The organism is Mycoplana sp. 10N416 (genome assembly GCF_056394765.1).
In genome coordinates, this window is the sequence record NZ_JBFTIM010000003.1 from 127,197 (window position 1) to 151,893 (window position 24,697).

21 protein-coding genes are annotated in these 24,697 nt (G+C 63.2%); 12 read left to right on the plus strand and 9 right to left on the minus strand.

The window, feature by feature from the left end; genetic code table 11:
- Positions 1–148: 148 nt before the first annotated feature.
- The 8 genes from AC1DDS_RS07720 (at position 149) to AC1DDS_RS07755 (ending at position 10,888) form a co-directional block, all read left to right on the plus strand.
- Positions 149–829, plus strand: coding sequence for an ABC transporter permease subunit (locus tag AC1DDS_RS07720; RefSeq protein WP_477478345.1), 681 nt, complete (start codon positions 149–151; stop codon positions 827–829).
- Positions 826–1,587 carry an amino acid ABC transporter ATP-binding protein gene (locus AC1DDS_RS07725; RefSeq protein ID WP_477478346.1) on the plus strand — a complete coding sequence of 254 codons (762 nt, stop codon included), beginning with the start codon at positions 826–828 and terminating at the stop codon, positions 1,585–1,587. Before AC1DDS_RS07720 ends, AC1DDS_RS07725 begins: the two co-directional genes overlap by 4 nt.
- A gap of 174 nt (positions 1,588–1,761) precedes the next feature.
- Complete coding sequence (locus tag AC1DDS_RS07730) at positions 1,762–2,526, plus strand: outer membrane protein (protein ID WP_477478347.1); 765 nt, start codon at positions 1,762–1,764, stop codon at positions 2,524–2,526.
- A gap of 38 nt (positions 2,527–2,564) precedes the next feature.
- Positions 2,565–3,638: a TIGR03032 family protein gene (locus AC1DDS_RS07735; RefSeq protein WP_477478348.1), complete on the plus strand. Its 1,074-nt coding sequence runs from the start codon at positions 2,565–2,567 to the stop codon at positions 3,636–3,638.
- A 239-nt stretch (positions 3,639–3,877) separates the two neighbouring features.
- The gene (locus AC1DDS_RS07740; RefSeq protein WP_477478349.1) at positions 3,878–6,445 is read left to right on the plus strand and encodes an FG-GAP-like repeat-containing protein; all 2,568 of its coding nucleotides are present in this window, start codon (positions 3,878–3,880) and stop codon (positions 6,443–6,445) included.
- Between the two features lie 247 nt (positions 6,446–6,692).
- The gene (locus AC1DDS_RS07745) at positions 6,693–7,778 is read left to right on the plus strand and encodes a substrate-binding domain-containing protein (protein ID WP_477478350.1); all 1,086 of its coding nucleotides are present in this window, start codon (positions 6,693–6,695) and stop codon (positions 7,776–7,778) included.
- 79 nt (positions 7,779–7,857) lie between these two features.
- Entirely contained in the window at positions 7,858–10,116 is a 2,259-nt protein-coding gene (locus tag AC1DDS_RS07750; RefSeq protein ID WP_477478351.1) for an ABC transporter permease, read from the plus strand.
- Entirely contained in the window at positions 10,106–10,888 is a 783-nt protein-coding gene (locus tag AC1DDS_RS07755) for an ATP-binding cassette domain-containing protein (RefSeq protein ID WP_477478352.1), read from the plus strand. The genes AC1DDS_RS07750 and AC1DDS_RS07755 overlap by 11 nt, the downstream gene beginning before the upstream one ends.
- Positions 10,889–10,904: 16 nt before the next feature.
- On the opposite strand, the gene scpB is transcribed toward AC1DDS_RS07755, so the two are convergent.
- A complete protein-coding gene (gene scpB, locus AC1DDS_RS07760; RefSeq protein ID WP_477478628.1) occupies positions 10,905–11,600 on the minus strand; it encodes an SMC-Scp complex subunit ScpB in 696 nt (231 codons plus the stop codon).
- 2 nt (positions 11,601–11,602) lie between these two features.
- Positions 11,603–12,553: a DUF1403 family protein gene (locus AC1DDS_RS07765; RefSeq protein ID WP_477478353.1), complete on the minus strand. Its 951-nt coding sequence runs from the start codon at positions 12,551–12,553 to the stop codon at positions 11,603–11,605.
- A 232-nt stretch (positions 12,554–12,785) separates the two neighbouring features.
- On the opposite strand from AC1DDS_RS07765, the gene AC1DDS_RS07770 reads away from it, so the two are divergent.
- From AC1DDS_RS07770 to AC1DDS_RS07785, 4 genes are all read left to right on the plus strand, one after another.
- Positions 12,786–13,181, plus strand: a complete 396-nt coding sequence (locus AC1DDS_RS07770; protein WP_477478354.1) for a hypothetical protein — start codon at positions 12,786–12,788, stop codon at positions 13,179–13,181.
- Between the two features lie 295 nt (positions 13,182–13,476).
- Positions 13,477–14,580 (plus strand): ABC transporter substrate-binding protein, encoded by a 1,104-nt coding sequence (locus AC1DDS_RS07775; protein ID WP_477478355.1) that lies wholly within the window; start codon positions 13,477–13,479, stop codon positions 14,578–14,580.
- A complete protein-coding gene (locus AC1DDS_RS07780) occupies positions 14,577–15,632 on the plus strand; it encodes a FecCD family ABC transporter permease (protein ID WP_477478356.1) in 1,056 nt (351 codons plus the stop codon). Before AC1DDS_RS07775 ends, AC1DDS_RS07780 begins: the two co-directional genes overlap by 4 nt.
- Positions 15,629–16,372 (plus strand): ABC transporter ATP-binding protein, encoded by a 744-nt coding sequence (locus tag AC1DDS_RS07785; RefSeq protein WP_477478357.1) that lies wholly within the window; start codon positions 15,629–15,631, stop codon positions 16,370–16,372. The genes AC1DDS_RS07780 and AC1DDS_RS07785 overlap by 4 nt, the downstream gene beginning before the upstream one ends.
- Positions 16,373–16,435: 63 nt before the next feature.
- On the opposite strand, the gene AC1DDS_RS07790 is transcribed toward AC1DDS_RS07785, so the two are convergent.
- The 7 genes from AC1DDS_RS07790 to AC1DDS_RS07820 form a co-directional block, all read right to left on the minus strand.
- Entirely contained in the window at positions 16,436–17,470 is a 1,035-nt protein-coding gene (locus tag AC1DDS_RS07790; RefSeq protein WP_477478358.1) for a hypothetical protein, read from the minus strand.
- Between the two features lie 237 nt (positions 17,471–17,707).
- Positions 17,708–19,549, minus strand: a complete 1,842-nt coding sequence (locus tag AC1DDS_RS07795; protein ID WP_477478359.1) for an alpha/beta hydrolase — start codon at positions 19,547–19,549, stop codon at positions 17,708–17,710.
- Positions 19,550–19,693: 144 nt separating this feature from the next.
- Positions 19,694–19,906, minus strand: coding sequence for a hypothetical protein (locus tag AC1DDS_RS07800; protein ID WP_477478360.1), 213 nt, complete (start codon positions 19,904–19,906; stop codon positions 19,694–19,696).
- Between the two features lie 60 nt (positions 19,907–19,966).
- Complete coding sequence (locus tag AC1DDS_RS07805; protein WP_477478361.1) at positions 19,967–20,764, minus strand: WecB/TagA/CpsF family glycosyltransferase; 798 nt, start codon at positions 20,762–20,764, stop codon at positions 19,967–19,969.
- Between the two features lie 141 nt (positions 20,765–20,905).
- Positions 20,906–22,057 carry a glycosyltransferase gene (locus AC1DDS_RS07810; RefSeq protein WP_477478362.1) on the minus strand — a complete coding sequence of 384 codons (1,152 nt, stop codon included), beginning with the start codon at positions 22,055–22,057 and terminating at the stop codon, positions 20,906–20,908.
- On the minus strand, positions 22,057–23,484 hold the full coding sequence (locus AC1DDS_RS07815) for an oligosaccharide flippase family protein (RefSeq protein ID WP_477478363.1): 1,428 nt from the start codon (positions 23,482–23,484) through the stop codon (positions 22,057–22,059). Before AC1DDS_RS07815 ends, AC1DDS_RS07810 begins: the two co-directional genes overlap by 1 nt.
- 3 nt (positions 23,485–23,487) lie before the next feature.
- Positions 23,488–24,546, minus strand: coding sequence for an endo-1,4-beta-xylanase (locus tag AC1DDS_RS07820; protein WP_477478364.1), 1,059 nt, complete (start codon positions 24,544–24,546; stop codon positions 23,488–23,490).
- Positions 24,547–24,697 lie beyond the last annotated feature (151 nt).

Genomic DNA, 24,697 nt, shown 5'->3' on the forward strand with positions numbered 1-24,697 from the left:
CCAAAGGTGCCCGGCCCTGCCGCAACTCTTTCTGCTGCAGGGCGTCCCAAAAGGAACGTGACGCCCTCGCTGCTTCTCCTGTAGATTGACCGTATTTCCGAGTATCCGTGTCGGGGCCGATGCCCGCACGCTTCTTCCGAGGTTTGTCTTGCCGCACTGGCTCCAACTGATGCTCGATTCGCTTGTGCCCCTTCTGTGGGCCGGCCTCGTCTTCACCATTCCGCTGACGCTTCTGTCCTTCGCCTTCGGGCTGTCGCTCGGCCTGCTCGTCGCCATCGTCCGGTTGTTTGCGCCGAAACCCTTCGTGGCGATCGCGCGCTTCTACGTCTGGATCTTTCGCGGCACCCCGCTTCTGGTGCAGTTGTTCGTGATCTTTTACGGTCTGCCGAGCCTCGGCATTCTGCTCGACGCCTTTCCTGCCGCGCTGATCGGCTTCAGCCTCAATGTCGGCGCCTACACCTCCGAGATCATCCGCGCGGTGATCGCCTCGGTTCCGCGCGGCCAGTGGGAGGCGTCCTATTCGATCGGCATGAGCTGGGGCCAGGCGATGCGCCGCACGATCCTGCCGCAGGCCGGCCGCACCGCCGTGCCGCCGCTGTCGAACACCTTCATCTCGCTGGTCAAGGACACCTCGCTCGCAGCCGCCATCACCGTTCCGGAACTGTTCCAGACGGCGCAGCGCATCGTTGCCACCAGTTACGAACCGCTGATCCTCTATATCGAGGCGGCCCTGATCTATCTCGCCATGAGCTCGGTTCTGTCCGCATTGCAGGTGCGGCTGGAGAAGCGCTTCTCCCGTTACGGCGGCTTCCTGGAGGCACGCGCATGATCGAACTCGGACACATCGAGAAGCGCTTTGGCGACAATGTCGTGCTCAACGACGTCAGTGTCGACATGCCGGAAGGCACGGTGACCGCACTGGTCGGCCCCTCCGGCGGGGGCAAGAGCACGCTGCTTCGCTGCGTCAATCTCCTGGAGATCCCGACACGCGGAACCGTGCGTATCGGAGAGGAGATGCTTTCCTTCTCGGACGCGGCGCGGTTCGGCTGGGCCGACATTCAGCGCCTGCGTCGCCAGACCGGCATGGTGTTCCAGAATTTTCAGCTATTTCCGCACCGCACCGCGATCGAAAACGTCATGGAGGGCCTCGTGACGGTGCTGAAATGGCCGGCTGAGCGTGCGCGGACACGAGCGATGGAACTGCTGGAGAAGGTGGGCATGGCGCACAAGACAGACGCGTGGCCTGCGACGCTTTCCGGCGGACAGCAGCAGCGCGTCGCAATCGCACGGGCCCTCGCCCCCTCCCCGCGCGTGCTTCTCTGCGACGAGCCGACGTCCGCCCTCGATCCGGAACTGGCCGAGGAGGTCGTCGACGTCCTTGGCCGGCTGGCGCGCGAGGGCACGACAATGATGATGGCGACGCACGACCTGAGGCTCGCCTCGCGCGTGGCCGACAAGGTCGTGTTTCTGGATGGCGGCGTCATTGTCGAGAGCGGGTCTCCGGCGCAGATCTTTTCCCGGCCCGAACGAGAGCGCACCAGGCGCTTCATCGCTTCCCTGAATGTGACCGCCGACTACGAAATCTGAGGCGGTCGCATCAAAGCGGGCGTCTCGTCGGCTGGTGCATCCCCAACTTAACAGATTAACGGATTTTTGATCTTTCACAGGCCGCACCGACACGATATATCGCGTTCTGGTCGCAGCGGTTCTGCTTGAGCGCATTAGTTGTTTATTATATAAATTTTCTCTTCGGGGGAACCAATGCCGGGTCATTTCTCGCTGATGGTCGTTTCGGCTGCCTCGTTGATTTTATCTACGACCATTGGTGCAGTCGCTGCCGATCAATCGACGGCAGGCTCGGCGTCGTGGTCCGGTTGCTATCTGGGTGCCAATGCCGGCTATGGGCGCGCTGATGCGGACGCGACCGACACGCCCTATCGCCAGGGCCCCTATGCCGGCATGGACGTGTTTTGGAACGACGGCTTCTACGACCGGATCTCCACCGATGATGGCGGGCTGGCCGGCGGCGTCGAAGCGGGCTGCGACCGGCAGGTCGATTTCGGCGGCACGACCTTCGTGCTCGGCGGCGCCATCGATTTCTCGCTGATGAACCTCGGGGCCACTGGCACCTCGGCGATCAACGGCAACACCCATGCGACATTCGACATGGACTGGGCGGCAAGCGCGCGCCTGCGTGCCGGCGTCGCTGCCTCGGACGTACTCTTCTACGTCACCGGCGGCTATGCGCTCGCCAATGTCGACGTGCGCGCCTTCTCCACCCCAACCCCGCCGGCCAACGTGGAGATGGACGTCTCCGGTGGCGGCACCGAGGGCGGTTGGGTGGCCGGCGGCGGCGTCGAATGGCGTTACCAGCCGAACTGGTCGGTCGGGCTCGAGTACCTGCACTACGACTTCGGCACCGTCACCGCCACCGGCGCTGCGGCCTTCCCGCCCGACGCATTCCCGCGCTTCGAGAACGACGTGACGTTCGACACCGTCCGAATCGGCCTGAAGTGGCGGATGTAGCGAGCAGTGCTGCACGGTTTGGAAATTGAGGCTAAGACGTGAGCGAGATCCCAACCAACACCAACGGCGACGAGGGGCCCTTGATGCTGTTGTCCTCGGGCTTCTCGGATTGGCTTGCCTCGGCTGATACGTCGATTTCACTTACGACCTACCAGGCTGGTCGGCTGTTCTTCATTGGCCGCAAGGCGGACGGCGGGGTACGCGCGCACGAGCGCCTGATCGAGCAGTGCCAGGGCCTCTGGACAGACGGCCAGTCGCTCTGGACCAGCGGCCTCTACATGCTGTGGCGCTTCGAAAACGTGTTGCGCAAGGGCGAGACCACATCGGCCGGCGCGAACCGCAAGTTTGTACCGGTCGAAGGCCGCGTCGTCGGACGGACCGATGTGCACGACATCGGCCTCGGCGAGATCGACGGCGCGCGGCGGCCGATCTTCGTCAACACGTTGTTCAACTGCCTCGCAACGGTCAGCGATACCGCGAGCTTTCGCCCATTGTGGCGGCCGAAGTTCATCAGCGCACTCGCGGCGGAAGACCGGTGCCATCTCAACGGACTGGCGATGGACGGCACGCAACCGGCCTACGTCACCGCGGTAAGCCGGTCGGACGTTGTCGACGGCTGGCGCGACCGGCGGCATGACGGCGGCGTCGTGATCGACGTGGCCAGCAGCGAGATCGTGGCGAGCGGCTTCTCTATGCCGCATTCGCCGCGACTCTATGACGGGAAGCTGTGGCTGCTGAATTCCGGCACCGGCGAGTTCGGCACTCTCGATACGGCCGACGGCAGGTTCACGCCGGTGTGTTTCTGCCCCGGCTATGCCCGCGGGCTCGCCTTCATAGGTCGGCATGCCGTGATCGGCCTTTCGCGCCCCCGTCACGGAGGGACCTTCTCGGGGCTTGCGCTTGACGAGCGCCTCGCAGAAAAGGACACGGTTGCTCGCTGTGGGCTGGTGATCGTCGACATCGACAGCGGCAACGTACTTGAATGGCTGCGGTTCGAGCACACGATCGGCGAGCTCTACGATGTGGCCGTCCTGCCGGGCGTCCGGTCTGCCGAAGCAATCGGATTCAAGTCCGACGATATCCAGCGGGAAATCACGGTCGAACAGCGTTGAAGAGCGTTTGGCGCACTGGCGCTCGAAATGACTCATCGTGACAATTTTAGCACGAGATCCACTGGCCGGACGCCAAGTGTTTGCAGAAAATTAGGTCTCTTCGGGCAAAATGGACGAGGTTGAATCTTCAACCTAGATTTGAGTTGCGTGTACACCATGATGTGGTTATCCGAGCGACGTGGGGGGCAAACTTCGTTCACATGGAGAGAGTGCTCTGACCTTGAACGGAGGAAGCCACCATGTCGCTGTTTCGCATCAATACGCCGATTTCGACTGGCGCAAACCCCGTGTCCAACGCCACGGCCGATCTGAACGGCGACGGCTACCTCGACCTTCTCTTCACCAACTACTCTAGCGACAACGTCTCGGTGCTGTTTGGCGACGGCCAAGGTAATTTTACGTCGGGTGCAGCTGTAGCGGTGACCAACGGTCCGCGTCAGATCATGGTCGGCGACCTCGACGGTGATGGCGACATCGACTTCCTTGCCACCAATTACAGCGGCAACAACGTCACAGTAGCGTTTAATAATGGCGATGGGACTTTCACGAGCGCGTCAGTTCCCGTTGGAACTATTCCTCGCGGTCTCGGTGTGGGCGACCTCGACGGAGACGGTGATCTCGACTTCGTGTCCGTCAACTACCGCTCCAACACACTCTCTGTCATGCTCAATGACGGTTTCGGCACCTTTGCGCCGTTGCTGGGCTCGCCGCTAAGCACCGGAGGAACCCATCCGGTCCAATTAGCTGTGACGGATTTGAACGGTGATGGCAAACTTGACCTCGCGGTCACCAACAACAACGATAACAAAGTCGCGATCCTGTTCAACAACGGCGACGGTACCTTTGCGGCGCCGGCGCTTGTGGCGACCGGGCGCGGTCCCCGCGGCCTGACCGCCGGTGACGTGGACGGCGACGGCTACTCCGATCTCGTGGTTGCGGACTTCAGCAGCAACACAGTCTCGATCCTGCTCAACGACGGCAAAGGTGGTTTCGCTGCCTCGTCCACTCTGGCAACAGGAAATAACCCCTATGACGTGAAGCTGGGTGATCTCGATGGGGATGGCGACCTCGACATGGTGGTCAGCAATTCCGGATCTGGTTCGCTGAGCGTTTTCCTAAACAACGGCTCGGGCGTCTTCTCGCCCGTGACCATTTCGCCTATCGCGGTCGGCGTTTCCCCAGGCGGCCTCACATTGGCCGACTTCGACTGTGATGGCGACCTCGACATTGCCAGCACGAACTTCGGCTCGAACACCACGAGCATTCTGATCAACACGATGTCACGCTATTCGGTGACGACCTCCGCGGTTCCCGTGCTGGAAGGTACGGCGCCCGGCACCGGCGGTGACCTCGTCTTTACCGTCACCCGCACCGCAACGTCCGAAGCCGAAATCGTTACCTATACGCTCGGCGGAACGGCGACATCCGGCATCGACTACGTGGCTCCGAGCGGCACTGTCAGCTTCGCCGCCGGCCAGAAGACTGCCGAGATCCGCATTCCGATCACCCCTGACTCCAAGTGGGAGGTCGACGAGAGCGTGATCGTCAAGCTGACAGGCGTGAGTGGAAACGGCTCCATCAACCCGGCTGCCGCCACTGCAACAGGCACGATCCTAAATGACGACAACCAGGCGCCCATCCTCACAGGCGACCTGAAGGCGGACGTGAAGGAAGGCGGTCAGTACAAGCTGACCACCGCCGACCTGAACTTCACGGATCCTGACGACAGCGCCTCCGGAGTCCGCTTTTCCATATTCGGCCAGGTGGCCGGCAAGATTCTTGTAAGTGGCAAGGCGGCGGCGAGTTTCACCGGCGCCGAGCTTGCCGCCGGCAAGGTCAGCTTCGTCCATGATGGTTCAGAGACGACGAAGGCCTCGTTCAAGGTCTTTGTCGAGGACGGCAATGAGGACGGCTCGACACCGGTTGCCTCCACCTTCACCTTCACCGTCACTCCGGTCAACGACGCGCCGACGCTGTCGACGACGCAGGTGCTGACCTCGATTGCCGAGGACGCCTCGACGGCATCGGCGCGCAAGGTCGCCGACCTTTCGATCGTCGATCCCGACGGCGGCGACAATCGGCTGTCGCTTGCCGGCGCCGATGCCAAGCTGTTCGAGATCAAGAACGGCGCGCTGTGGCTGAAGAAGGGTGCGAAGCTCGATTTCGGGACCAACCCGTCGCTCGACGTCACGGTGCGGCTCGACGATCCGTCGATCGGTAAAAGCTATGAGGCGTCGCAGGCGTTCAAGATCATCGTCAAGGATGTGAAGGAGGCGGTTTCCGGCACGTCCGACAGCGACAAGCTGACCGGCACGAGCGGCAACGACGTGCTCGACGGCAAGAGCGGCAACGACATCCTCAAGGGCGGCGCCGGCAATGACACGCTGATCGGCGGCACCGGCGTCGACATTCTCACCGGTGGGGCCGGGCGCGACGTCTTCGTCTTCGCCTCGGTGAAGGATTCGGCGCCGGGCCATTCTGGCTTCGTCAACAACGGTGGCTTCAGCCCGCTGTCCGGTGGCGGCAAGCGCGACATCGTCACCGACTTCGTCCGCGGCGAGGACAGGCTCGACGTCTCGAAGATCGATGCGGACACCAAGATCGCCGGCGACCAGGCATTTGCCTGGCGCGGCAAGGGCGAGTTTTCTGGCAAGGCGGGTGACCTGATCTTCCGCACCTTCGATGTCAAGGGCACGGCCAACGACCGGACGATCGTCTACGGCGACCTCAACCGCGACGGTCGCGCCGACTTCCAGATCGAACTTGCAGGCATCATCAACCTGACCAAGGGCGATTTCATATTGTAGGGGGCGGTGCTCACACGGGTGCCGCCTTACCGCCTCGTCGCGAACGTGTGCGAGGCGCAGCAGGATTCGCGAACAGCCATATGGTGTACATCGGTGTAACCCCACCGAACAAATGGCGGCGGTACGATCCGTTGACCATTTACTTATGATAGAAATACGCGGAAGATTAGCGGAGCGGGAGGAAGCATTCGGCCCTCTCATCCAAGCGCCCGAACGGCTTTCGCCCCTTTTCAAGGGAGGACCAGTCATGAGGCGTACTATGTTGCACGCGGCAGCATCCGTCGCGGCGCTCTCGCTTGGCGTTTCGTATGCATTCGCACAATCCGGCAGTGTCGAAAAGGCGGTCGGCGGCTACAATTTCGAGGAGGCCGCAAAGGAAGCCCCCGGCACGAAGGATTTCCATTCGGCCGATGGCCATCTGACCTTTGCTATCGTCACGCACACAGCTGGCAACGGCTTCTTCGACCCGGTCTATGTCGGTGCAACGGTTGCCGCCAATCTGATCGGCGCCAAGGTCCTGTTGCTTGGCTCCGAATCCCCGGTGGACGACCCAGCCCGGGCGATCGAAATCCTCAACCAGATCGTTCAGGATCCGACGGTTGACGGCATCATCATGACGACGCCACAAGTCGGCGCCTACAACGACATCGTCAAGGCCGCCGAAGCGAAGGGCATTCCGATCGCAACGACGAACTCCTTTGACGGCACGCTGCTGAACCGCAGCAGCATCAGTCACACCGGGCAGGATGCGTCCGCGGCCGCCATCGGCGGCGAGGCGTTGGCCAAATGCGTGCTCGACAGCGGCGCAGAAAAAGGTTCGATCGTGCTGCCGTCCTCCACCGCGATGGGCAACATCGAGGTGAACAATCGGGTGACCTCCGCCTTCAACGCCATCGTCAAGACGCTGAAGGACGCTGGCAAGCTTGAGAACTTCAAGGTCGACGCCGGTCCGGAGAATGTCGGTATCGACACGAACCCGAACGACCCCGTCAACGCGCTCGTCTCGTTGTTCGAGTCGCGCGGGGATGTTGTCGGCGTCTTCACCGCCAACAACGTCTTTACCCCGCCGCTCGTCAAGGCGGTCGCCCAGACCGGCAAAACCAACAAGATCTGCGCCTTTGGCTTCGACCTGGGCCCGGCACAACAGGAGGGCATTGCGGCCGGCAACCTGACGGGCTCGCTGGGCCAACAACCGTTCCTGCAGGGCTTCTGGCCGGTCATGCAGCTTTACCTGCAAATCGACCGCGGCATTTCCGCTGCCAATCTCGACACGCGGGCTCAGTTGGTGACGAAGGAGACGGTTGCCAACGTCGGCAAGCGCTTCGAGAACTGAACGTGCAAGCCGCCAAATGCGGAAAGAGGGGCGTTCGGCGCCCCTCGCCCGTATAAGCGGAGATCGGCCGGACAAATCCATGGCGCATGCAACGTCGACATCGCTCGGCCGCGCGCCTCCACAGCTCGCCGGCGGCTGGGAGGTGGGGCTGCTTCTATTCCTGATCCTGCTTTACATTGTCGGCGCACTCGTCAATCCGGCCTTCTTCGCGTCAACCGAAGCACTTCACGCCCTTTTGCGCGACACGTCCCGCGTCGGCATCATCGCCGTGGGGATGACCTTCGTCATCGTCAACAAGGACCTCGACCTGTCGGTCGGGTCGACCTATGGCCTCGTGGCGGTCATGTTCGCCCGCCTCTTCGCACCGAGTTTCCTCGATCTTAGCATTTTCACCTCGGTGGTTCTGTGCCTGCTGCTGGGAACCGCGATCGGACTCGTCAACGGCGTGCTCGTGACCGTGCTGAGGGTGCCGGCGTTCATCGCGACGCTGACGATCCTCTTCATCGGCCGCGGTTTCGTGCTGGCGCTGACCCATGGCCAGGCGATCTACTACTCCGACAAGGCGGCGGAGTATCCATTCCTCTTCCACCTCGGCGAAACGAACGTTCTCGGCTTCAACAATCAGATCCTCATCTTCGCTGTCGTTGCCGCGGTCGGAGCCCTCGTGCTGGCCAAGACACGCTGGGGCTACGAGACCTTCGCCACCGGAGGCAACGAACAGGCGGCGGTCTATGCCGGTATTCCCACGCGTTGGGTGCGCATTCGCGCCTACGTGATCTCAGCGCTCTGCGCGACCCTTGCAGCCCTTCTGTCGGCGGCTCAGGACAAGGGCGTGACGCCGCTCTATGGCGTCAGCTGGGAACTGACCGTGATCGCATCGGTCGTCATCGGCGGTGCATCCATCCTCGGCGGCCGTGGTCGCGTGCTCGGGTCGTGCCTCGGAGCCGCGGTCGTCGTCCTGATCGACAAGGTGTTGCGGGAAGGCTGGCCGATTACCCGTACCGTCGTCATCGATGGCGAGAGCATTGCGGTCAATGCCCGGTTCACTCTGCCGGCGGGGGCGGTTTTGGTGTTCCTTGGTCTCCTGCTTATCGCTGCCGTGCTCATCGAGCCCTACCTCATTCGCCGGCAGATTCCGGCACGAATCTGGGCTCGGTTGCGCAAGCGTCCTCCGCCGCCCGCCTATGAAATGGGCGGCGTCGCCCTCGAGGGCGTCCAGACCAAGGGAGCGGTGGCTAGCGACATGGCGTTCGACGCTGCCGGGTTCGGCAGGTTCCTCGCCCGTCGCGATGCCCTCGCCATCATCCTGACAGTCCTGCTGTGGCTGACGGGGTTGGTCCTCCGGCCCGACTACTGGTGGAACCTGTCCAACACGTTCGCGATCCTGCTCAACTATACCGAACTCGCGCTGATTGCGGTGGGACTGACCTATGTCATCGCGGCCGGCGATATCGATCTGTCGGTGGGCGCCGTGCTCGCGCTTGCCGGCAGCACCGCCGCTTACTTCCTCAAGGTCCTGGGCGCCGATCCGATGACCGCCGTGGCGATGGGCCTTACCGCCGGAATGGCCGCCGGACTTGTCAACGCCACCATCACGGTCGGCTTCAAGCTGCCGGCCTTCATCGCCACGCTCGGCATGTTCTATATCGCCCGCGGCCTGGCTGCCTGGTTCGTCGCCGGCCAGCAACTGACCGGCTGGCCCGAGAGCTACAACCTGCTCGGCCGCAAGGCGAATGACATCTTCCTGCATTTCGGCGTTTCGCTGCCGCAAGGGTTCATCCGCGCCGTCGCCGAGGTGGTCAGCGTGCAGACGATCTGGATGTTTCTCGTCGCTCTGCTTGCCGGTCTCGTGCTCGCCTATACGCCCTTCGGCCTGAAGGTCCTGTCGACCGGTGGCAATCTGCGGGCCGCAGCCTATGCCGGCATCAACACAAACCGTGTGCGCTTTGTCGCGCTTCTTCTGTCGGCGCTCTGCGCATCGATGGCCGGCATCATCAACATCGCCTATTTTCGCAGCTTCAACCCGGTTGCCGGGCAGTTCCGCGAACTCGACGCCATCGCCGCGGTGATCATCGGCGGCGGGTCGATCTTCGGCGGCTATGGCACGATCATCGGTTCGCTCGCAGGGGCTGCCGCGATCACCCTGGTTCGGGCGCTGCTGCAACTGAACGTCCAGGGGTTCACCATGCCGCAGCACTGGATCAACGTCTTCATCGGCGTCATCCTGATCGTCGCCGTTCTCGTCGACATCTGGGTACGGCAGGCCAACATATTTGGGCGCTTGCGATCCTACTGGGGACAGCGCCGGCTGGCGTCGGAGGGCACTCATGCAGGGTGACAGCCAAAGTACGCCGATCGTGGAGATGCGCGGCATCGAGAAGGCCTTCGGGGCGGTGCAAGCGCTCCGGTCGGTCGATCTCGTGCTCTATCCGGGCGAGATCCTCGGCCTCGTCGGCGACAATTCCGCCGGCAAGTCGACGCTGATGAAGATCCTCACCGGCGCCTATCAGCGCGATGCCGGCGAGATCTTCGTCGCCGGCCAGCCGGTGCACTTCAAGAGCCCGCACGAGAGCCGCGATGCCGGCATCGAGATGATCTACCAGGATTTTGCGCTGTGCGGGAACATGGACGTCGGCCAGAACATCTTCCTGGGTCGCTGGCCGGTCACCGGACCGTTCGTCAATCGCCGGCAGATGTATGCCGAGGCCGACAAGGTGCTCAAGCGGCTCAAGGTCGACGTCAACTCGGTTTATCAGAAGGTCGAAAGCCTGTCGGGCGGCCGCCAGCAATCGGTGGCGATCGCCCGCGCCATCTCGTTCGAGCCACGGGTGGTCATCCTTGATGAGCCGACGGCCAACCTTTCGGTGATGGCGACCCAGCGTCTGCTGGAAACCATGCTGGAGTTGAAGAAGCAGGGCGTCGCCCAGATCATCATATCGCACCGGCTTGTCGATATCTTTGCCGTCGGGGACCGCGTCATGGTGCTCAAGCGCGGCGAATACGTCGGCGACCGCTACATCCAGCACTCCGACGAGCAGGAAGTGTTGGAGATCATCGTCTCCGGGACCCGCGAGCGGGCGCTCTCGGCCGAACAGTCAAGGAAGGCCTGACCGACGGCGGAGCAGATCATTCGTCCTCCTCCGCCCCTACGTCAGCCTGGTCGAGGGCAACTTCAATGTGCGCGTTCCGGTTCAGCAAGCCCGCATCCTCGAGCGCCTCGATGTCCGGCAGGTCGCGCAGCGTCTCAAAACCGAAGGCGGAGAGAAACAGCTTGGTCGTCACATAGGTGTAGGGCGCGCCCGGCGTCGGGCTCCGGGGCCCAGGCCCGAGGAAGCCGTCGGCGCGCAGGCTGGCGATCGTGTCGCGCGATATTTCCTTGCCGAAGATCTTCGACAGGTCGCTGCGGGTGACGGGCTGAAAATAGGCCACCGCCATCAGCACTGCCGCCTCGTGCTCGGCGAGCGTCGCCGGCACCGAACGCGTCGACGCATCCGAGGCAAGGATGCTGGGGGCATAGGCGGAGCGTGTCCGGTGCTGCCAACCGCCGGAGACGGAGACGATGTCATAGGGACGATTGCCCAGTTCTTCCCGCAGATCGTCAATAATGAGGTCGATGCTGCAGTTCACTCCCACGACGCGCGCGAGCGTTTCGCGCCGCACTGGCTCGACGGAGGCAAAGATCACGGCCTCCACCCGCATCATCCATTCCCGCCAGCGCAGGCCGACCGGCAGGTGCTCGAGTTCGCGGTCAAGATCCGTCTCCTCCAGCGGCCTCGCCCTCTTGCCCGATTGCGCGGCCCTGCCCTCGCCTCCCGCCGCCATCGTCACAACCCATAGATCCGGAATGTCGGCCGGCCGGAAAGCTCCCGCACCGCACCGAAACCCTCCAACCGTTCGAACAACCGCCGGGTCGCCCAGCGCGAGAGGCCGGCGCCGGGGGCCGAGGCGGACATGGCATCGTCGTCGAGCAGCGTCCGGATCACCCGGTCGGCTCCCTTGGTCCGCACCTTCGGCACCACGACCAACAGCCGGTCAGCACGGCGACCGATCTCGTTTGCACTCCGCAAGGCTTCGCCTACGCCTTCGACGAGCGCCAGACAGACCGCTCGGGCGAAGCCGTCGTCACCGGGACGAACGCGTCCCCTGCCGCCCGAAACGCGGAAAGCCGGCCCGTGGCGCGCGCTCGCCAGCAACGGCACTGGCCGCTCCCATTTCAGTCTGTGTGCGATCACCCAGTCGGCCAGCCACCCGGCCAATGCCTCCGCATCCGGCCGCGCGGAGCAGAGTGCCGAGACGAGCCCTGCCGCTGCGAACGGCACGGCCCGGCCGGATTGCAGGGCTTCGTCGACCTGTTCTGCGGCCTCCGCAAGCCGATCGTCCCATTTCAAGGCCAGCAGGTCGGCGAGCTCGGCCAAAAAGCCCGTATCGATCGCCCTTCTGCGTCCAGCGAGCGCTCTGTGGGCGAGATATATCCGGCCCGCCGGACCCGGATCGCCGCCAGCAACCGCCAACAGGACGGCGTCGCGGAGCCCCGCCTCGTCCTCGGTCCGACCCGCCATCCGGACCTCCGCAGAGGCGGACTTGAGCGCCAGCCGCATACGCCAGCAGCCGCCCCAGACGGGTTCCGTCCGAATGAGATTGTCGAGGGTGTTCAACGCCGAGCCCGCGGCGAAGGCGGCGTCCGCCTCGCTCGCCGCGGCGCCGCGCGACAGCGCCCAGCCGGGCACGACGCGGGGCGCAGGGTTTGGAAGCGGAACGGACGCGGGCGAATCCATCTGTCGAGCATAGATCAGACGAGCGCTTTCGACCAACTGCTAAGAATAAAACCGCACCTGCCTGGTGGCCCGGCACCCAACCCAGCAAGTCATCCGAGGATGGAGCCTGTCTGCAACGGCAGAGAAATCCACCTGCCCGAACACCTCGCGTGCGAGGGCGCCGGTGTTTGATTTTGCACAAATTGATGGGACCGGACCATGCTAGTGTCCTCGCAAGCTAAGGATACTACCCTTGAAGCACAGGCTCTCATCCTTGTCGCCGGTGATACGGCTGGTCTGCGCGTTGGCGCTGATCCTCGTGGGATTCGCCCACAAGGTACCAGCCGCGGCCGCTGCGGCATCGCAGATAGAGTTTGCTGACTACGTTCTTCCCGATGGCTCGTTTCCGGTGCTCTGCCTGTCAGGGCACGACGAGGACGGCGGCGGCAGCGACCAGTTGCTGAACGCCTGCGAGGCCTGCCTCATTTCGTCGGCAGTGCTCTTGCCTGCTCCTCCGCTCGATTCTGCCGGCAGCCCGAACCTCGTTCGGCTCGACACGCTGACGCCTCCGCGCGCCCCATTCTGTCCGCGCCACGTCTTCCCGCCGAATGCAGCGCCACGAGCGCCTCCCGCTCCCGCCCTCATCTAGGCGGTCGTCCGTCGATTTTCCCGAACGACCGTCCGATGCAAGCCCGCGGGCGCGGGTCGGCCATCGGCAACCAGCATGACGTTCTGGGTCTGATCAAGGTACGACTTCCACCCAGACCCCATGGCGCGACCGGGCCTTCGGCCTGACCGTACGCCAGCGCCCGCCGTCATGCCAGCCGATTCCCGACCTCTCCAGGGCAGCCGACCGTCAACGATCGCGCAAGCTCCGCAGGCTTCCCGCTTGCCGCAAATCGCTGCGCATTCGGAACAAAACCAGTCAAGCAAGAGAGAATTCCATGATCAAGTTCGCAATCCCACTCATTGCCGCCTTCGTCGCCTTTGCAGCGCCGGCTTCCGCAGAGATCAAAGTCATCGACGTCAAGGGGCGCGAAGTGACGCTGCCCAAGCCTGCCGAACGTGTCGTGCTCGGCTTCTACTACGAGGACTACCTGGCCGTTGCCGGTCCCGACGCCATCGACAAGGTGGTGGCGCTGTCGCTGTCCACCTGGAAGGATTGGCGGCCTAACCAGTTCGCCGCCTACGAAAAGGCGCTCCCGCAGCTCCGTTCAATTCCCGATATCGGCAACACCGAGGACGGAACCTTCTCGGTCGAGAAAGTTATCGCCGCAAAACCAGACCTGGTGATCCTGGCCGCGTGGGCCTACGACGCGCTTGGCGAGGGCATCAAGCAGATCGAAAGCGCCGGCATCCCGATCGTCACACTCGACTACAATGCGCAGACGGTCGAGAAGCATGTCCTGTCCACCCGGGTCCTTGGCCAGGTGATGGGCTCGGAAGAGCGCGCCGAGAAGCTGGCGGAAAACTACCAAAGCGCGATGGCCGACATCGAGGCCCGCATCGCCAAGGCCGGGAAGACGGACACGAAGGTCTATGTCGAACTCGCCCAGAAGGGCCCTTCGGAAGTGGGCAACTCCTACGGCGGCAGCATGTGGGGCGCGTTGATCCACAGGCTCGGCGGCATCAACATCGCCAAGGACCAGGTCGGTAACTGGGGTCCGCTCAGCCCGGAATACGTGCTCGCCCAAAAGCCCGACCTGATCTTTCTCGCCGGTTCGGAGTGGGTCGACAAGCCGCAGGCCGTGACCGTCGGCTTCGGAGCAGACCCGGCGATAGCGCGCGATCGCATGGCCGCCTATCTCGGCCGGCCGGGCTGGGCCGATCTCCCGGCGGTCAAGAACGGCGCTGTCCATGCCATCTATCATGGCGGGGCACGCACGCTGTCCGACTATGTCTACGCCCAGTATATCGCCAAGCAGCTCTATCCGGACGCCTTCAAGGACGTGCACCCCGCCAAGAACGTCCGCGACTACTACAACACCTGGCTGCCGATCGAAGCCGAAGGCGTATTCGTCCTGCCCTACCAGGCGGCCGGCCAATGACAGCCACGGCCCTGAGCCTGCATGAAAGCTATCGCCGCGCCGGCCGCCTGCGGATGGCGGCCCTCGCGGCGAGTGTCGGCCTGCTGCTCGTTCTGACGCTGACCGACCTCGTGCTCGGCCCCTCCGGCATGACGGTCGGCGATGTCTGGGCGACGCTCCTCGCCGGTCCGAACGGCGCGGACCGGATGAACGCGACGATCCTGTGGCAACTTCGGTTGCCGCAGACGCTGACGGGCATTCTGGTCGGTGCGTCGCTCGGGCTCGCCGGGCTGACCATGCAGACGATCCTCAACAATCCGCTCGCCAGCCCCTTTACGCTGGGCTTTTCCGCCGCGGCCGGTTTCGGCGCGGCGCTCGCCATAACCTTCGGCGGCCTGCTGCCGATCGCATCCTACCTGTTGACGCCGCTGGCGGCGTTCGGAATGACGCTGCTCGCCTGCGGACTGGTCTATCTGATCGCCATGTCGCGAGGGGCGCGCGCCGAAATCCTGGTGCTCGCCGGCATCGCCGTGATGTTCTTCTTCCAGTCGCTGCAGGCGCTTTTGCAGTTCCTTGCAACTCCAGAGGTGCTGCAGCAGATCGTCTTCTGGCTGTTCGGCAGCCTGCTGAAGGCGAGCTGGACGAGTGCGGCCGTCGTCGGCGCGGTGCTCGCCCTTTCGTTACCGTTGCTGGCGCGCGACTGCTGGCAGCTCACAGCGCTGAGAATGGGTGACGAGAATGCCGAGAGCCTCGGGATCGCCATCGAGCGTTTGCGGCGCCGCAGCTTCGTCCTCATTGCCCTCCTGACCGCCGCCGCGGTCAGCTTTGTCGGCACGATCGGCTTCATCGGGCTGATCGCTCCGCATGCCGCGCGCGCACTGGTTGGCGACGACCACCGCCTGTCGCTTCCGCTCGCGGGCGTAACGGGTGCCGCGCTGCTGATATCGGCTTCCGTCATCGGCAAGCTGATCTCGCCCGCCGGCGCGCTGCCGGTCGGCATCGTCACGGCGATCGCCGGCGTGCCGCTGCTCATCTTCATCATCATTGGAACCGCTCGGAGATATCCGTCATGACCGAACGACTTGTCCTGCGCACGGTGACTGTTCGCCGCGCAAATGCCACTCTGCTGGACGACGTTACTATCCAGCTTCACGCCGGGCAGCTCGTTGCCCTTGTCGGGCCGAACGGGGCCGGGAAGTCCACGCTGCTCAAGGCAATTGCCGGATGGACGACACACTCCGGACGCATCCTCTGGTGCGGCAAGGCCGTTGATCACCGGCAGGTCGGCTTCATGCCGCAGCAATGCCAGGTGAGCGCCAATCTGACGGTGCTGGAGACGTTGCTCCTCGGCCGCCACGAGTTGCTCGGCTGGCGCGTGAAGGACGTCGATATCGGCGCCGCTTCCGATATCCTCGCAGACCTGGGTCTCTCCCAGCTTGCGGATCGCGCCATGACGACCCTGTCGGGTGGGCAGCAGCAGGCCGTGCTCCTTGGGCAAAGGCTGATGCGGCAACCCACGCTGCTCCTGCTCGACGAAGTGACGTCCGCTCTCGACCTTCGCCACCAGGTGATGGTGCTCGACCTCCTGAAGCGATATGTCGCCCGGTCGGGTGCGCTCGTCATATCGGCGATGCACGACCTGAATCTGGCGGCGCGAAACGCCGACACGGTGCTGATGATGCGCAAGGCAAGAGTGGTTGCGTTTGGGCGTGCTCAGGAGGTCTTCACCCCGGATTGCCTGCGCTCCACCTACGATATCAACATCGAGCGAATGCAGCTTCCCGACGGCACGCCGATCGTCGTGCCGGTCTGACATTCACGGTGCCGGAAGGTGCGTTGGCTATCCGCCTTCGCATTCTCTACACTTGGCGTCTTCTCAAGTGGCGGCCTCGTTACGCAGGTGCGCGACCAACACGGGATCGATCTCGTGCATTTCCGGATCGTAGCTGTCGCGCGTCAGTCTCGCGTATTTCCAGTTGCTGCTGATCTCCCGAAAATGGCGGTGCGAGAATTCCCTGGAGATGCGGTGCGCGGCGAGCCAGCCGGTGATGCGATGCACCGCCCATTGCGCCGAAGGCGGGCAGCGTTTCGGCACGACGGTCCATTTCGGTGCGGACGCCATCGTGTCATACGGGAAGATGCCAAAGCGCCGGGCGGGGCGCTCACGCATCACGGTGTCGTAGTCGCGGTGACGCATCAGCGTGCCGGTCTCGAGCGGAGGCGTCCGGTCCGTCGCAACAACCCAGCGTCCCCGGTAGCGCACGACGCCAAACCGGTCGTCCTCGGCCGCCGCAAAGACGCTTCTGCCCCGCCGCGACAGAACGAGTTCATCCACATCGCCGGCTTGTACGCTGCGCGCGTCGGCCAGAAAGCGCCAGCGGGCATGTTCCCATGCTCCCATCTGGCAGAAATCGGAGTCCCAGAAGCGGGTCGCATCGAGACCCTGTGGCCCGAACTTGAAGGGCCATGACAAAACCTGGATCGCCTTGATGCCGTCGACCCGGCGGAGTTCGTCTTCCACCTCTTCCGTACTGTAGCGATCGGATGCGTTGTCGTAGAGCAGAACCGCGTCCGCGCCGTGAAAACGCTGGGCAAATGCAGCCCAGTCCCGGATCCAGGTCAGCTCATTGTTCTTCGACTCGGTCAGCAGCACACGACGCCCGGAAAACAGTGCGGCCATATTGGGTCGGATTTCGACCACGATGGACGCACCGTCGAGGCTGATCTCGAGTGCTTTGCACGTGTCCGGGACGTTGGCGATCAACTGCACTTGCCTGTCCATATGGCGAACGCGGAACGGACACGGCTGCCGGGAAGGCATGGCGCGGATGCTGTCGGGGCGGATTAACTGCGCGAGGTTGAACAGCGGCGGCCCGAGCAGCGTCACCAGGCCATCGGTACGGCGGAACACGTCATAGAACAGGACATCGTCGTCGAACTTCTCGTCAAAGCCGTCCGTTCGAAAGGCGACCGGCCTTGTGGGTTCCCGACGAAGGCTCGTGAACGCCGAAAGCAATACGGGCGACAACGCCGTGCTCGAAGAAGTGTCCGTCATGCTATCCTCTTGAACCTTTGGCTCGCGCTACACAGGACTGGATTGACTACCTGGCCACGCGGGACCCGGGCGATGATCGGCAAGGAAATCCTGTCAGGGGATGCCAAGGTCGATCGCCTCTTCGACAATGCGGAAGAGTTCGGCCCGCGCGGCCTTGTCAGTCACGTTGTGATCCGTCGCTTCGATCCGGTAGCGCTGCGCACCAAGATAGCGGCGCAGGCCGGAACCGTCCTTGCCGAAATGGAAGGCGAAGCTCTCTTCGCCTTCGTCGTGCTCCGAATAGACGAGGACGATCCTTTTCCCACTCGCGGACATGCGGCGAAAATCCTCGTGCACGAGCCTGTTGAAGCGGCCGACGGCGAGAAGCGAGCCTGTGAACCGCATCAGCTTCAGTTCGAGCCGCTCGTGGATCTTCCGGGCAATGTTCGTCGCGGCCTTGCGCACATCAATCTCACCGGCGATCAATCGCCGTGCAGTGGCGATGGAAACGGCCTTGCGGGCGTAGGTGTCGAGAGAACGTGGAGCCTGCGAAATCTGTTCGTCGGTCGGCTCGGTACGCCAACGGAAAAGTCGAAGATTGACCGAGATACAACCTCCTAGCCGCTCGTCGGCCAACAGACCGTGATAGGCGAGGTAGGCGCCGCTGCAGCGCCCGAAGACCGTCAGGTTGCGGTGAAGGCCGCGCTGTTCAAGCAGGTCGATTGCCGCGCACATGTCCTCGATCTGGGCGTGATCGTAGAGGATCTGGCGCTGCCGGCCGGGAACGGGCAGGCTGTCGCCGACACCGGCGCTGTCGAAGCGAAACGAGGCAATGCCGCGGCGCGCAAGTCGCCGGGCGAGATCCGTGGAAAAGCGCCCCCAGCCGGAAGTAGGATCGTGCGCTGTCGTCAGGATGATGACGGTCGCCTTTGCCGGGCCGGAGCGTGGTTCGCAAACAATCCCGTATAATCGTCCGCCGGGGCCTAAACGCGTCGCCTGCTCGGAAAATTCAGTGTCTTCCAACGCGCCGGGATCGCACCGGGCAATTGCAGCTTCAGCGAGGCGGACGGGCCGCAAGGGCTCATCGAGCGAGACGAGCCAGTCCCGCAACTGGTAGACCAGGGCTTCGGGAATGGTTTGCGACATCGGGCTTTGCAGCAGATCCTGGTAGCCTTCGAAGGTGATCACCTGCGCGTTGCTGCCCTTTGTCGCGAAATGGTCGGCAAGCGGCGCCAGCGTAGAATCCCCCAGCCGCGCGGCGACCAGCAGATTGGCGATCTCGGGCAGCCCATCATGGGGCAGCTTGAGCGTCTTCAATGCCTCGGCGATGCCCGGAGGCGGCTCCAAGCCGGCGATCGCGCCGGGCGGTGGCAAATCATCGCCGCGTCTGATCGACAGGGCTGCATCGGCCATCTTGCTCCAGGCAGACAGTTCCCGCAGGTAGCCGCGGCCGTTTACGACTGGCGCCAGCGCGGCGACGGCGGCGACGCACTGCCGGTCGAATGGGCTCGTAAGAGCGAGGGTGGCGCCGATCCCTTGTCCGACCAGCACGACCGGCTTGTTTCCCGTCAACGATTGCAGGCGCGTGACGGCTTCGGCGACCGCTGCCTGCCAAGGCGCAAGACCCGACTGGTCCGGAAGGAAATCGCGTGCGTTGGCCGTGCCCGGCAAATCGAAGCGCAGGCTGGCAATGCCTGCCTCGGCGAAGGCTTCCGCCAGCACCCGGTAGAAGCGGCGGGTCGACAGTTCTTCCAGTCCCCACGGACTGATGAACAGAACTGAAAGGTTGCGCGCATCGCGGGCGGTTGCTGGCGTGAAGAGGGCATGGCTGACGCTCAGCGTAACCGGCACCGCAACGGCGGGGTGATGTTCCCCATCAGATCGCGGGGCCGCGACGGCTTCGGCAATCGGGCTTCCGGCCGCGTCCGCAGTCCTCTGTGTCGCCTCTTTGCTCACTTCGCTCCCGGTATGATTGCTTCAACCTGTCGAATTTTCGTCATCCGATCAACGATGACGCGCGTGCATCCGCATCGGCGCGTCATAGCAGCGGACATTTAAGAAAGGCTTGAGTCTTGTCGGCGAAGGCGCAGCGCCGGCGGCCTATCGGTCAATTGCTGCAGCATTTTTCCGGAGATCTGTGCTGATCAGCCAGACATAGGCAATCACCAGGGGCCAGACCGCGGAGGCCGCGAGCCCGATAAAACGGTGGAAGTCCCATGCGGGGACGCGCCTCATGCCTTCAAGATAGGTGCAGGCAAAGAAGAAGACCGCTCCGACAAGGTAAACGGCGGCGGCGACGGGCAACCAAGACATCCTGTCTTCCTTGTTTCCCTGCCAGCCGGGCTGCGGATAAGCGCGCCCGAACCGGCATTGTCAGTTCGAGTTCAAAAGGATCTGCCGCAGCGCTACCGGATTGGTCGTCAGATATCGCAACGCCAGCCTGCGCGGTTCCAGAATGGTCCGGTAGGCCCATTCCAGACCGACCCTCTGCATCCATTTTGGCGCGCGACTGTTCTTGCCCGCAAGAAAATCGAACAACCCGCCGGCCGTCTTGATTACGCCGACACCGCGCAACTTTTCGCGATTGCGCGCCACAAACTGCTGTTCGTAGGGAACACCCATGCCGATCCAGAGAATGTCGGGCTTGAGGCGGGCGATCTCGTCCACGACGTCCACTTCCTGTTGGCCGGACAGATAGCCATGGGAGGCGCCGGCAAACTTCAGTTTCGGGTATTTTTCGCGCATTTTTGCCACAGCGCGCTTGTTGATCTCGGCGTCTGCACCAAGGAAATAGAAGCTGAGACCTTGCTTTTCGGCGGTCTCGGCCACCGCGTGCACGAGATCGGTCGTGGCGATACGCTCGCTCAGCGGGTTGCGCGTCAGCATCCGTGACAACAGCACCATCGGCATGCCGTCCGCATGAATCTGGTCGGCGGTGAGCAAAAGGTCCCTGAACTCGGGATCGCGCGACGCCATGGCGATGACCTGACCATTGGCCGAGGTCGAATAATAGGGGAGTTGGTCGCGGCCTCTGGCCTCAAGGGCAATTCGAACGAACTCGTCCGCCGACTCCTGCATGTCGATGACCGTTATCGGAAGCCCGCCAAGCACTGTGGTCGCCCAAACGGGACCATCCTCCGCTTCAGAGGACTCGTCGATCTGCACAGACATGACGGAACGCTCAAGACACGCAATACTCATAGGAGCGCTATGCACTTTATAGGGGAACTATGTCAAACTAGGATTGGTGTCGTCGTTAAAAAACTGCAGCCATTTCAATAACAATGGAAAGTTTTAGCTAATTTTTAACAATCATTGCTTGTAGCGCGACGGGGCAGCTTCACCGGCATGAACCGCATCGAGCCGATCGATGATCGTTTTCCAGAGCATATCCAGCTCACGCTCGAAATCGAGTGTTCCGGGGAGGCATTGAAACGCCCGGCCGACTTCGCCCGCCATGGCGGACGAATCCGCGTCGGTTGCAGCCAGCCTGATGTTGCCATTTGCGATCATGGTATTGAACAGGCCATGATGAGAGAGCGAGGACGCGTCGCGCGGGGCATTCGTCACCACGCACCGGCCGGACAGGGCAGCGGCCAGCACGCTGCCGCGCCGGGATGTCAGCCCTTCGGTGAATTTGTAGCAGACGACATCGAGTTCGCGCAGTGCCGCGAAGACGTGGCTGTCTTCGGCGATGTAGCCAGTGACCAGCACCCGGTCTTCCAAGCCGTGTGCCCTCACCTGCGCATGAAATTCCTCCTCGACGTTGTCCGTCGCCCTGATGAACGATCCGATGAACGCGACGGCGACGTCCTGCCCCGCCTTGCGAAGCTCGGCCGCGATCGACAGCAATTCGGCGCAGTTCTTCTTCGGATAGATGGAGCCGAACTGGCCGATGATCTTCCGCCCATCCTGCCGCAGCCCGCGGATTGCGGTGGCGGCCGGGACGTCCGACTCGATGGGCGATGGGAGGAGGTTTGGGGGGATTGGGATCAGGGCGACTTTCTTGGAGCGGCTTGCCGCGTGGCTTCCAGACCATTCGTCGCGGATCTCAGGGGCCGAAAACAGGATCGCATCGGCCAGCTTGACGACCGGAAGGAGCACAAGCCGCCGCTTCCAGTCGAGGCTAGCCCACTCATGAAGAACGACGGTCAGCCGCTTGCGCCTGAGCTTCGCGAGCAGTGCCACGATGACGGGTTCGACAAGCCGCTTTTTCCAGGCGACAATGGGAAAGTTCAGTACGACACCGTCGCATTTCTCAAGGGCCTTGTTCAGACGTCCTACATTCGCGGTCATGGCGAGCGTATCAGCCCGTTTGCCCAGATGCGCTGCCATGTGCCGGGTGAAGGCCTCGACCCCGCACAGGTTGGCGGCTTCGGACGTCAGGACCAGATAGCGTTCCATAGGCACCGGTTTCGACGCGCCGGCGACATCCGACCCGCTGCGGAGGTTCGTGGTGTCCATCAGGCGAGCCGCTCCTTGAGCCTTTGGAGGAAACCAAGCGCTTCCCCGCGCAGCGAAAGGACATTCAACAACACGGCGGCCGCGGCATAGGACGCAACACCGACGAGGATGCTGGCGATCAGGGTCGGGAACGAGCCTTCGGGGCCGAGATGCAGGCAGATCGTGGTGGACAGGGCCATCACGGCCGTTGCCGCTCCGCTCTTCATGAAATCCGACACTTTGAAGAAGAGGCGCTGCGCACGGAAGGACAGGGCGTAGCCGATCACCATGCCGAACAGCTCCGCAATGACGAGAGCCCAGGCCGCCCCCTGGAGGCCATAGCGCGGAACGAGTGCAAACATCGCGCCCGCGTTCACCGCAAGCATGGCCAATGCCTGGACCAGCAGCAGGACCGGTTTTTGACCAAGATGAAAACTCGCATGGATGTATTGCTGCGTGACCGCCTGGAACAGCCAGGAAAAGGCGAGGATCGGGATCAGTGCTTTCCCCGCCTCGCGGAATTCCGGCCCCAGCATGAGGTCGGAAAGAGGACCGGAGACCAGCGCGAGGCCGACGACAGCGGGCAGCAGGACCGCGACGATAAGCTCGGCGCTTCGTTCCAGATGGCGGTGGGTGGCTTCCGGTCCCGAATCGGCAAGCAGGCGTGCAGCGACCGGTATGATGGCAGATCCGATGGCAATCGCGGGAAACAGGATGATCTGCCGCACCAGGTCTGCCGCCGCGCCGTAAGCCCCCGCCCCCGCCTCGCCGATATAGGCGAGAATGATCAGCCGGTCGAACAGGGCGTGCAGGGCGAACACGCTTCCAGACACCGTCATCGGTATCCCGAAAACGGCGAGCTTGCGGAGAATTTCCCGATCAAAGCCCCTTAAAGGCATACGCCAGACCTTCGGGGCGAAGAGAAGTGCGGCTAATCCATATCCAAGGCAAATGCCGATCAGCATGCCTTCGCCTTCGTAACCGGCCAGCACGAGCGCCATCGAAAAGGCGAACGACGTGGCCGCACGCACGATGAGGGCACCGGCATAGGCTCCCGGCGTCTGCCGTGACCGGAAGATATCCTGTCCGAACTCGAAAAATCCAAGGCTGAAGGCGACCAGCACCGCGAACGCGCCCTGCCAGAGCGGGATATTCGACACCCAGGCGACGATGGCGGCGACCGCCGGACTGACGAGCATCAGCGCGAGATAGCAGACCAGCGCGGTGCCGCGCATGTCGGTTTCTCGTGTCCCCTGATTGAAGCGGACGATGGACAATCGGATCCAGGAAAAGAGCACAGCGGAGACGACGCCCGCAAGGCTCATCGTCACCACATAGAGACCATACTCTGCCGGGCTCAGGAGATGCGTGAAAACGGCGATCGAGGCAAAGCCGAACAGGGCCGAGACCGCGTGTGCGGCAAGATAGGTCGATGCCTGGCGAAGCATGGCCTAGCCTCCCACCACGGCTTGGATGGCCTGCATCATCGGCTTGGGCTCGAAGGTGTCGGTGAGCGGCAGCGGTCGGTTGGCATGGCCATCGTTTCGCTTGTACCAGATCGGCACCCAGGTGTAGCGGTCGGTCAATCCCCAGGTCAGGATTGCCGTCGGCTGCGTGACCGACAAGATGGCCGCAAGCAGGTCCCGAACTCGCCTTGCAACGATCGCGTCGCGCTCTGCGGTCTCGGCCGGAAGCGCGTCGTCGATGACGTCGAGTTCGGTAACCAGGACATCGACATCCATGGATTTCAAGTCGGCGACGAACTGCGACACGCCATCCGTGTCGATGTCGAGATCTCCGGGCAGATGCGCCTGGAAGCCGACGGCATCGAGCGGTGCGCCGCGGTCGCGCAGCCGTCGAACGAGGTCGAGCAGCGCACGGCGCCGCGCCCTCGCCTTCTCCGTCGCAGCCTCAAGGCCGTAGTCGTTGATGACCAGCTGGACCTGCGGATCGACGGCGCGTGCGGTGCGAAGGGCGATGTCGATATACCTTTCGCCCAGAGCCGCGGCCCATACCGAGTCCCGGAGGCCAACGCTTGCGTTCGCATCATCCGAAAGCGTCTCGTTGACGACGTCCCAGCTCGGAATCTCGCCGCGATAGCGACCGACGACGGTTTCGATGTGCGTTGTCAGTTCTCGTTCCGCCTCGGCTGCACCGGTGATCGCGTTCGCCCAATCCGGCATGGCGGCATACCAGGCCAGCGTGTGACCGCGCATTTTCATGCCGTTCTGGCGAGCGAAGGCCAGCAGGCGGTCGGGTTGGTGAAAATTGAAGGTCGACGGGTCAGGACGCAGATCGACCCATTTCAGGCCGCCTTCCCCGACGACGAGCTGGCAGTATTTCACGAGCGCTTGCCGGTAGGCCTCGTCTTCCTGCAGGGGACCGTCGCGAACCGCTGCACCAAAGGGTATTTTCGCTTGACCAGCCGCGGCAGCGCCATCGGTCGCACCGCGATGCAAAAGCGCCAGGGTGGCAGCCGCTGTCGCCGCGACGAATTCTCTTCTGCGCATGAAACAATTCTCTCAGTTGGCGTGCGCCAGCGTCTCGCGTCGCCAAGTCCGGAGCGCTGACAGCACGTCTGATATGCATCCAGGATAGCGCGCAGATGTGATCGGAGCGTTAAAGTCCACCGTTAACCCGTCTTTCAGGTTGCAGCCCTAG

Excerpts from the sequence above, each read along its gene's own strand:
- AC1DDS_RS07810 (WP_477478362.1), bottom strand. The coding sequence starts at position 22,057 with ATGGACACCACGAACCTCCGCAGCGGGTCGGATGTCGCCGGCGCGTCG.
- AC1DDS_RS07765 (WP_477478353.1), bottom strand. The coding sequence starts at position 12,553 with ATGGATTCGCCCGCGTCCGTTCCGCTTCCAAACCCTGCGCCCCGCGTC.
- scpB (WP_477478628.1), bottom strand. The coding sequence starts at position 11,600 with ATGGCGGCGGGAGGCGAGGGCAGGGCCGCGCAATCGGGCAAGAGGGCG.
- AC1DDS_RS07745 (WP_477478350.1), top strand. The coding sequence starts at position 6,693 with ATGAGGCGTACTATGTTGCACGCGGCAGCATCCGTCGCGGCGCTCTCG.
- AC1DDS_RS07725 (WP_477478346.1), top strand. The coding sequence starts at position 826 with ATGATCGAACTCGGACACATCGAGAAGCGCTTTGGCGACAATGTCGTG.
- AC1DDS_RS07800 (WP_477478360.1), bottom strand. The coding sequence starts at position 19,906 with ATGTCTTGGTTGCCCGTCGCCGCCGCCGTTTACCTTGTCGGAGCGGTC.
- AC1DDS_RS07780 (WP_477478356.1), top strand. The coding sequence starts at position 14,577 with ATGACAGCCACGGCCCTGAGCCTGCATGAAAGCTATCGCCGCGCCGGC.
- AC1DDS_RS07815 (WP_477478363.1), bottom strand. The coding sequence starts at position 23,484 with ATGCTTCGCCAGGCATCGACCTATCTTGCCGCACACGCGGTCTCGGCC.
- AC1DDS_RS07805 (WP_477478361.1), bottom strand. The coding sequence starts at position 20,764 with ATGTCTGTGCAGATCGACGAGTCCTCTGAAGCGGAGGATGGTCCCGTT.
- AC1DDS_RS07785 (WP_477478357.1), top strand. The coding sequence starts at position 15,629 with ATGACCGAACGACTTGTCCTGCGCACGGTGACTGTTCGCCGCGCAAAT.
- AC1DDS_RS07820 (WP_477478364.1), bottom strand. The coding sequence starts at position 24,546 with ATGCGCAGAAGAGAATTCGTCGCGGCGACAGCGGCTGCCACCCTGGCG.
- AC1DDS_RS07775 (WP_477478355.1), top strand. The coding sequence starts at position 13,477 with ATGATCAAGTTCGCAATCCCACTCATTGCCGCCTTCGTCGCCTTTGCA.
- AC1DDS_RS07740 (WP_477478349.1), top strand. The coding sequence starts at position 3,878 with ATGTCGCTGTTTCGCATCAATACGCCGATTTCGACTGGCGCAAACCCC.
- AC1DDS_RS07750 (WP_477478351.1), top strand. The coding sequence starts at position 7,858 with ATGGCGCATGCAACGTCGACATCGCTCGGCCGCGCGCCTCCACAGCTC.
- AC1DDS_RS07755 (WP_477478352.1), top strand. The coding sequence starts at position 10,106 with ATGCAGGGTGACAGCCAAAGTACGCCGATCGTGGAGATGCGCGGCATC.
- AC1DDS_RS07730 (WP_477478347.1), top strand. The coding sequence starts at position 1,762 with ATGCCGGGTCATTTCTCGCTGATGGTCGTTTCGGCTGCCTCGTTGATT.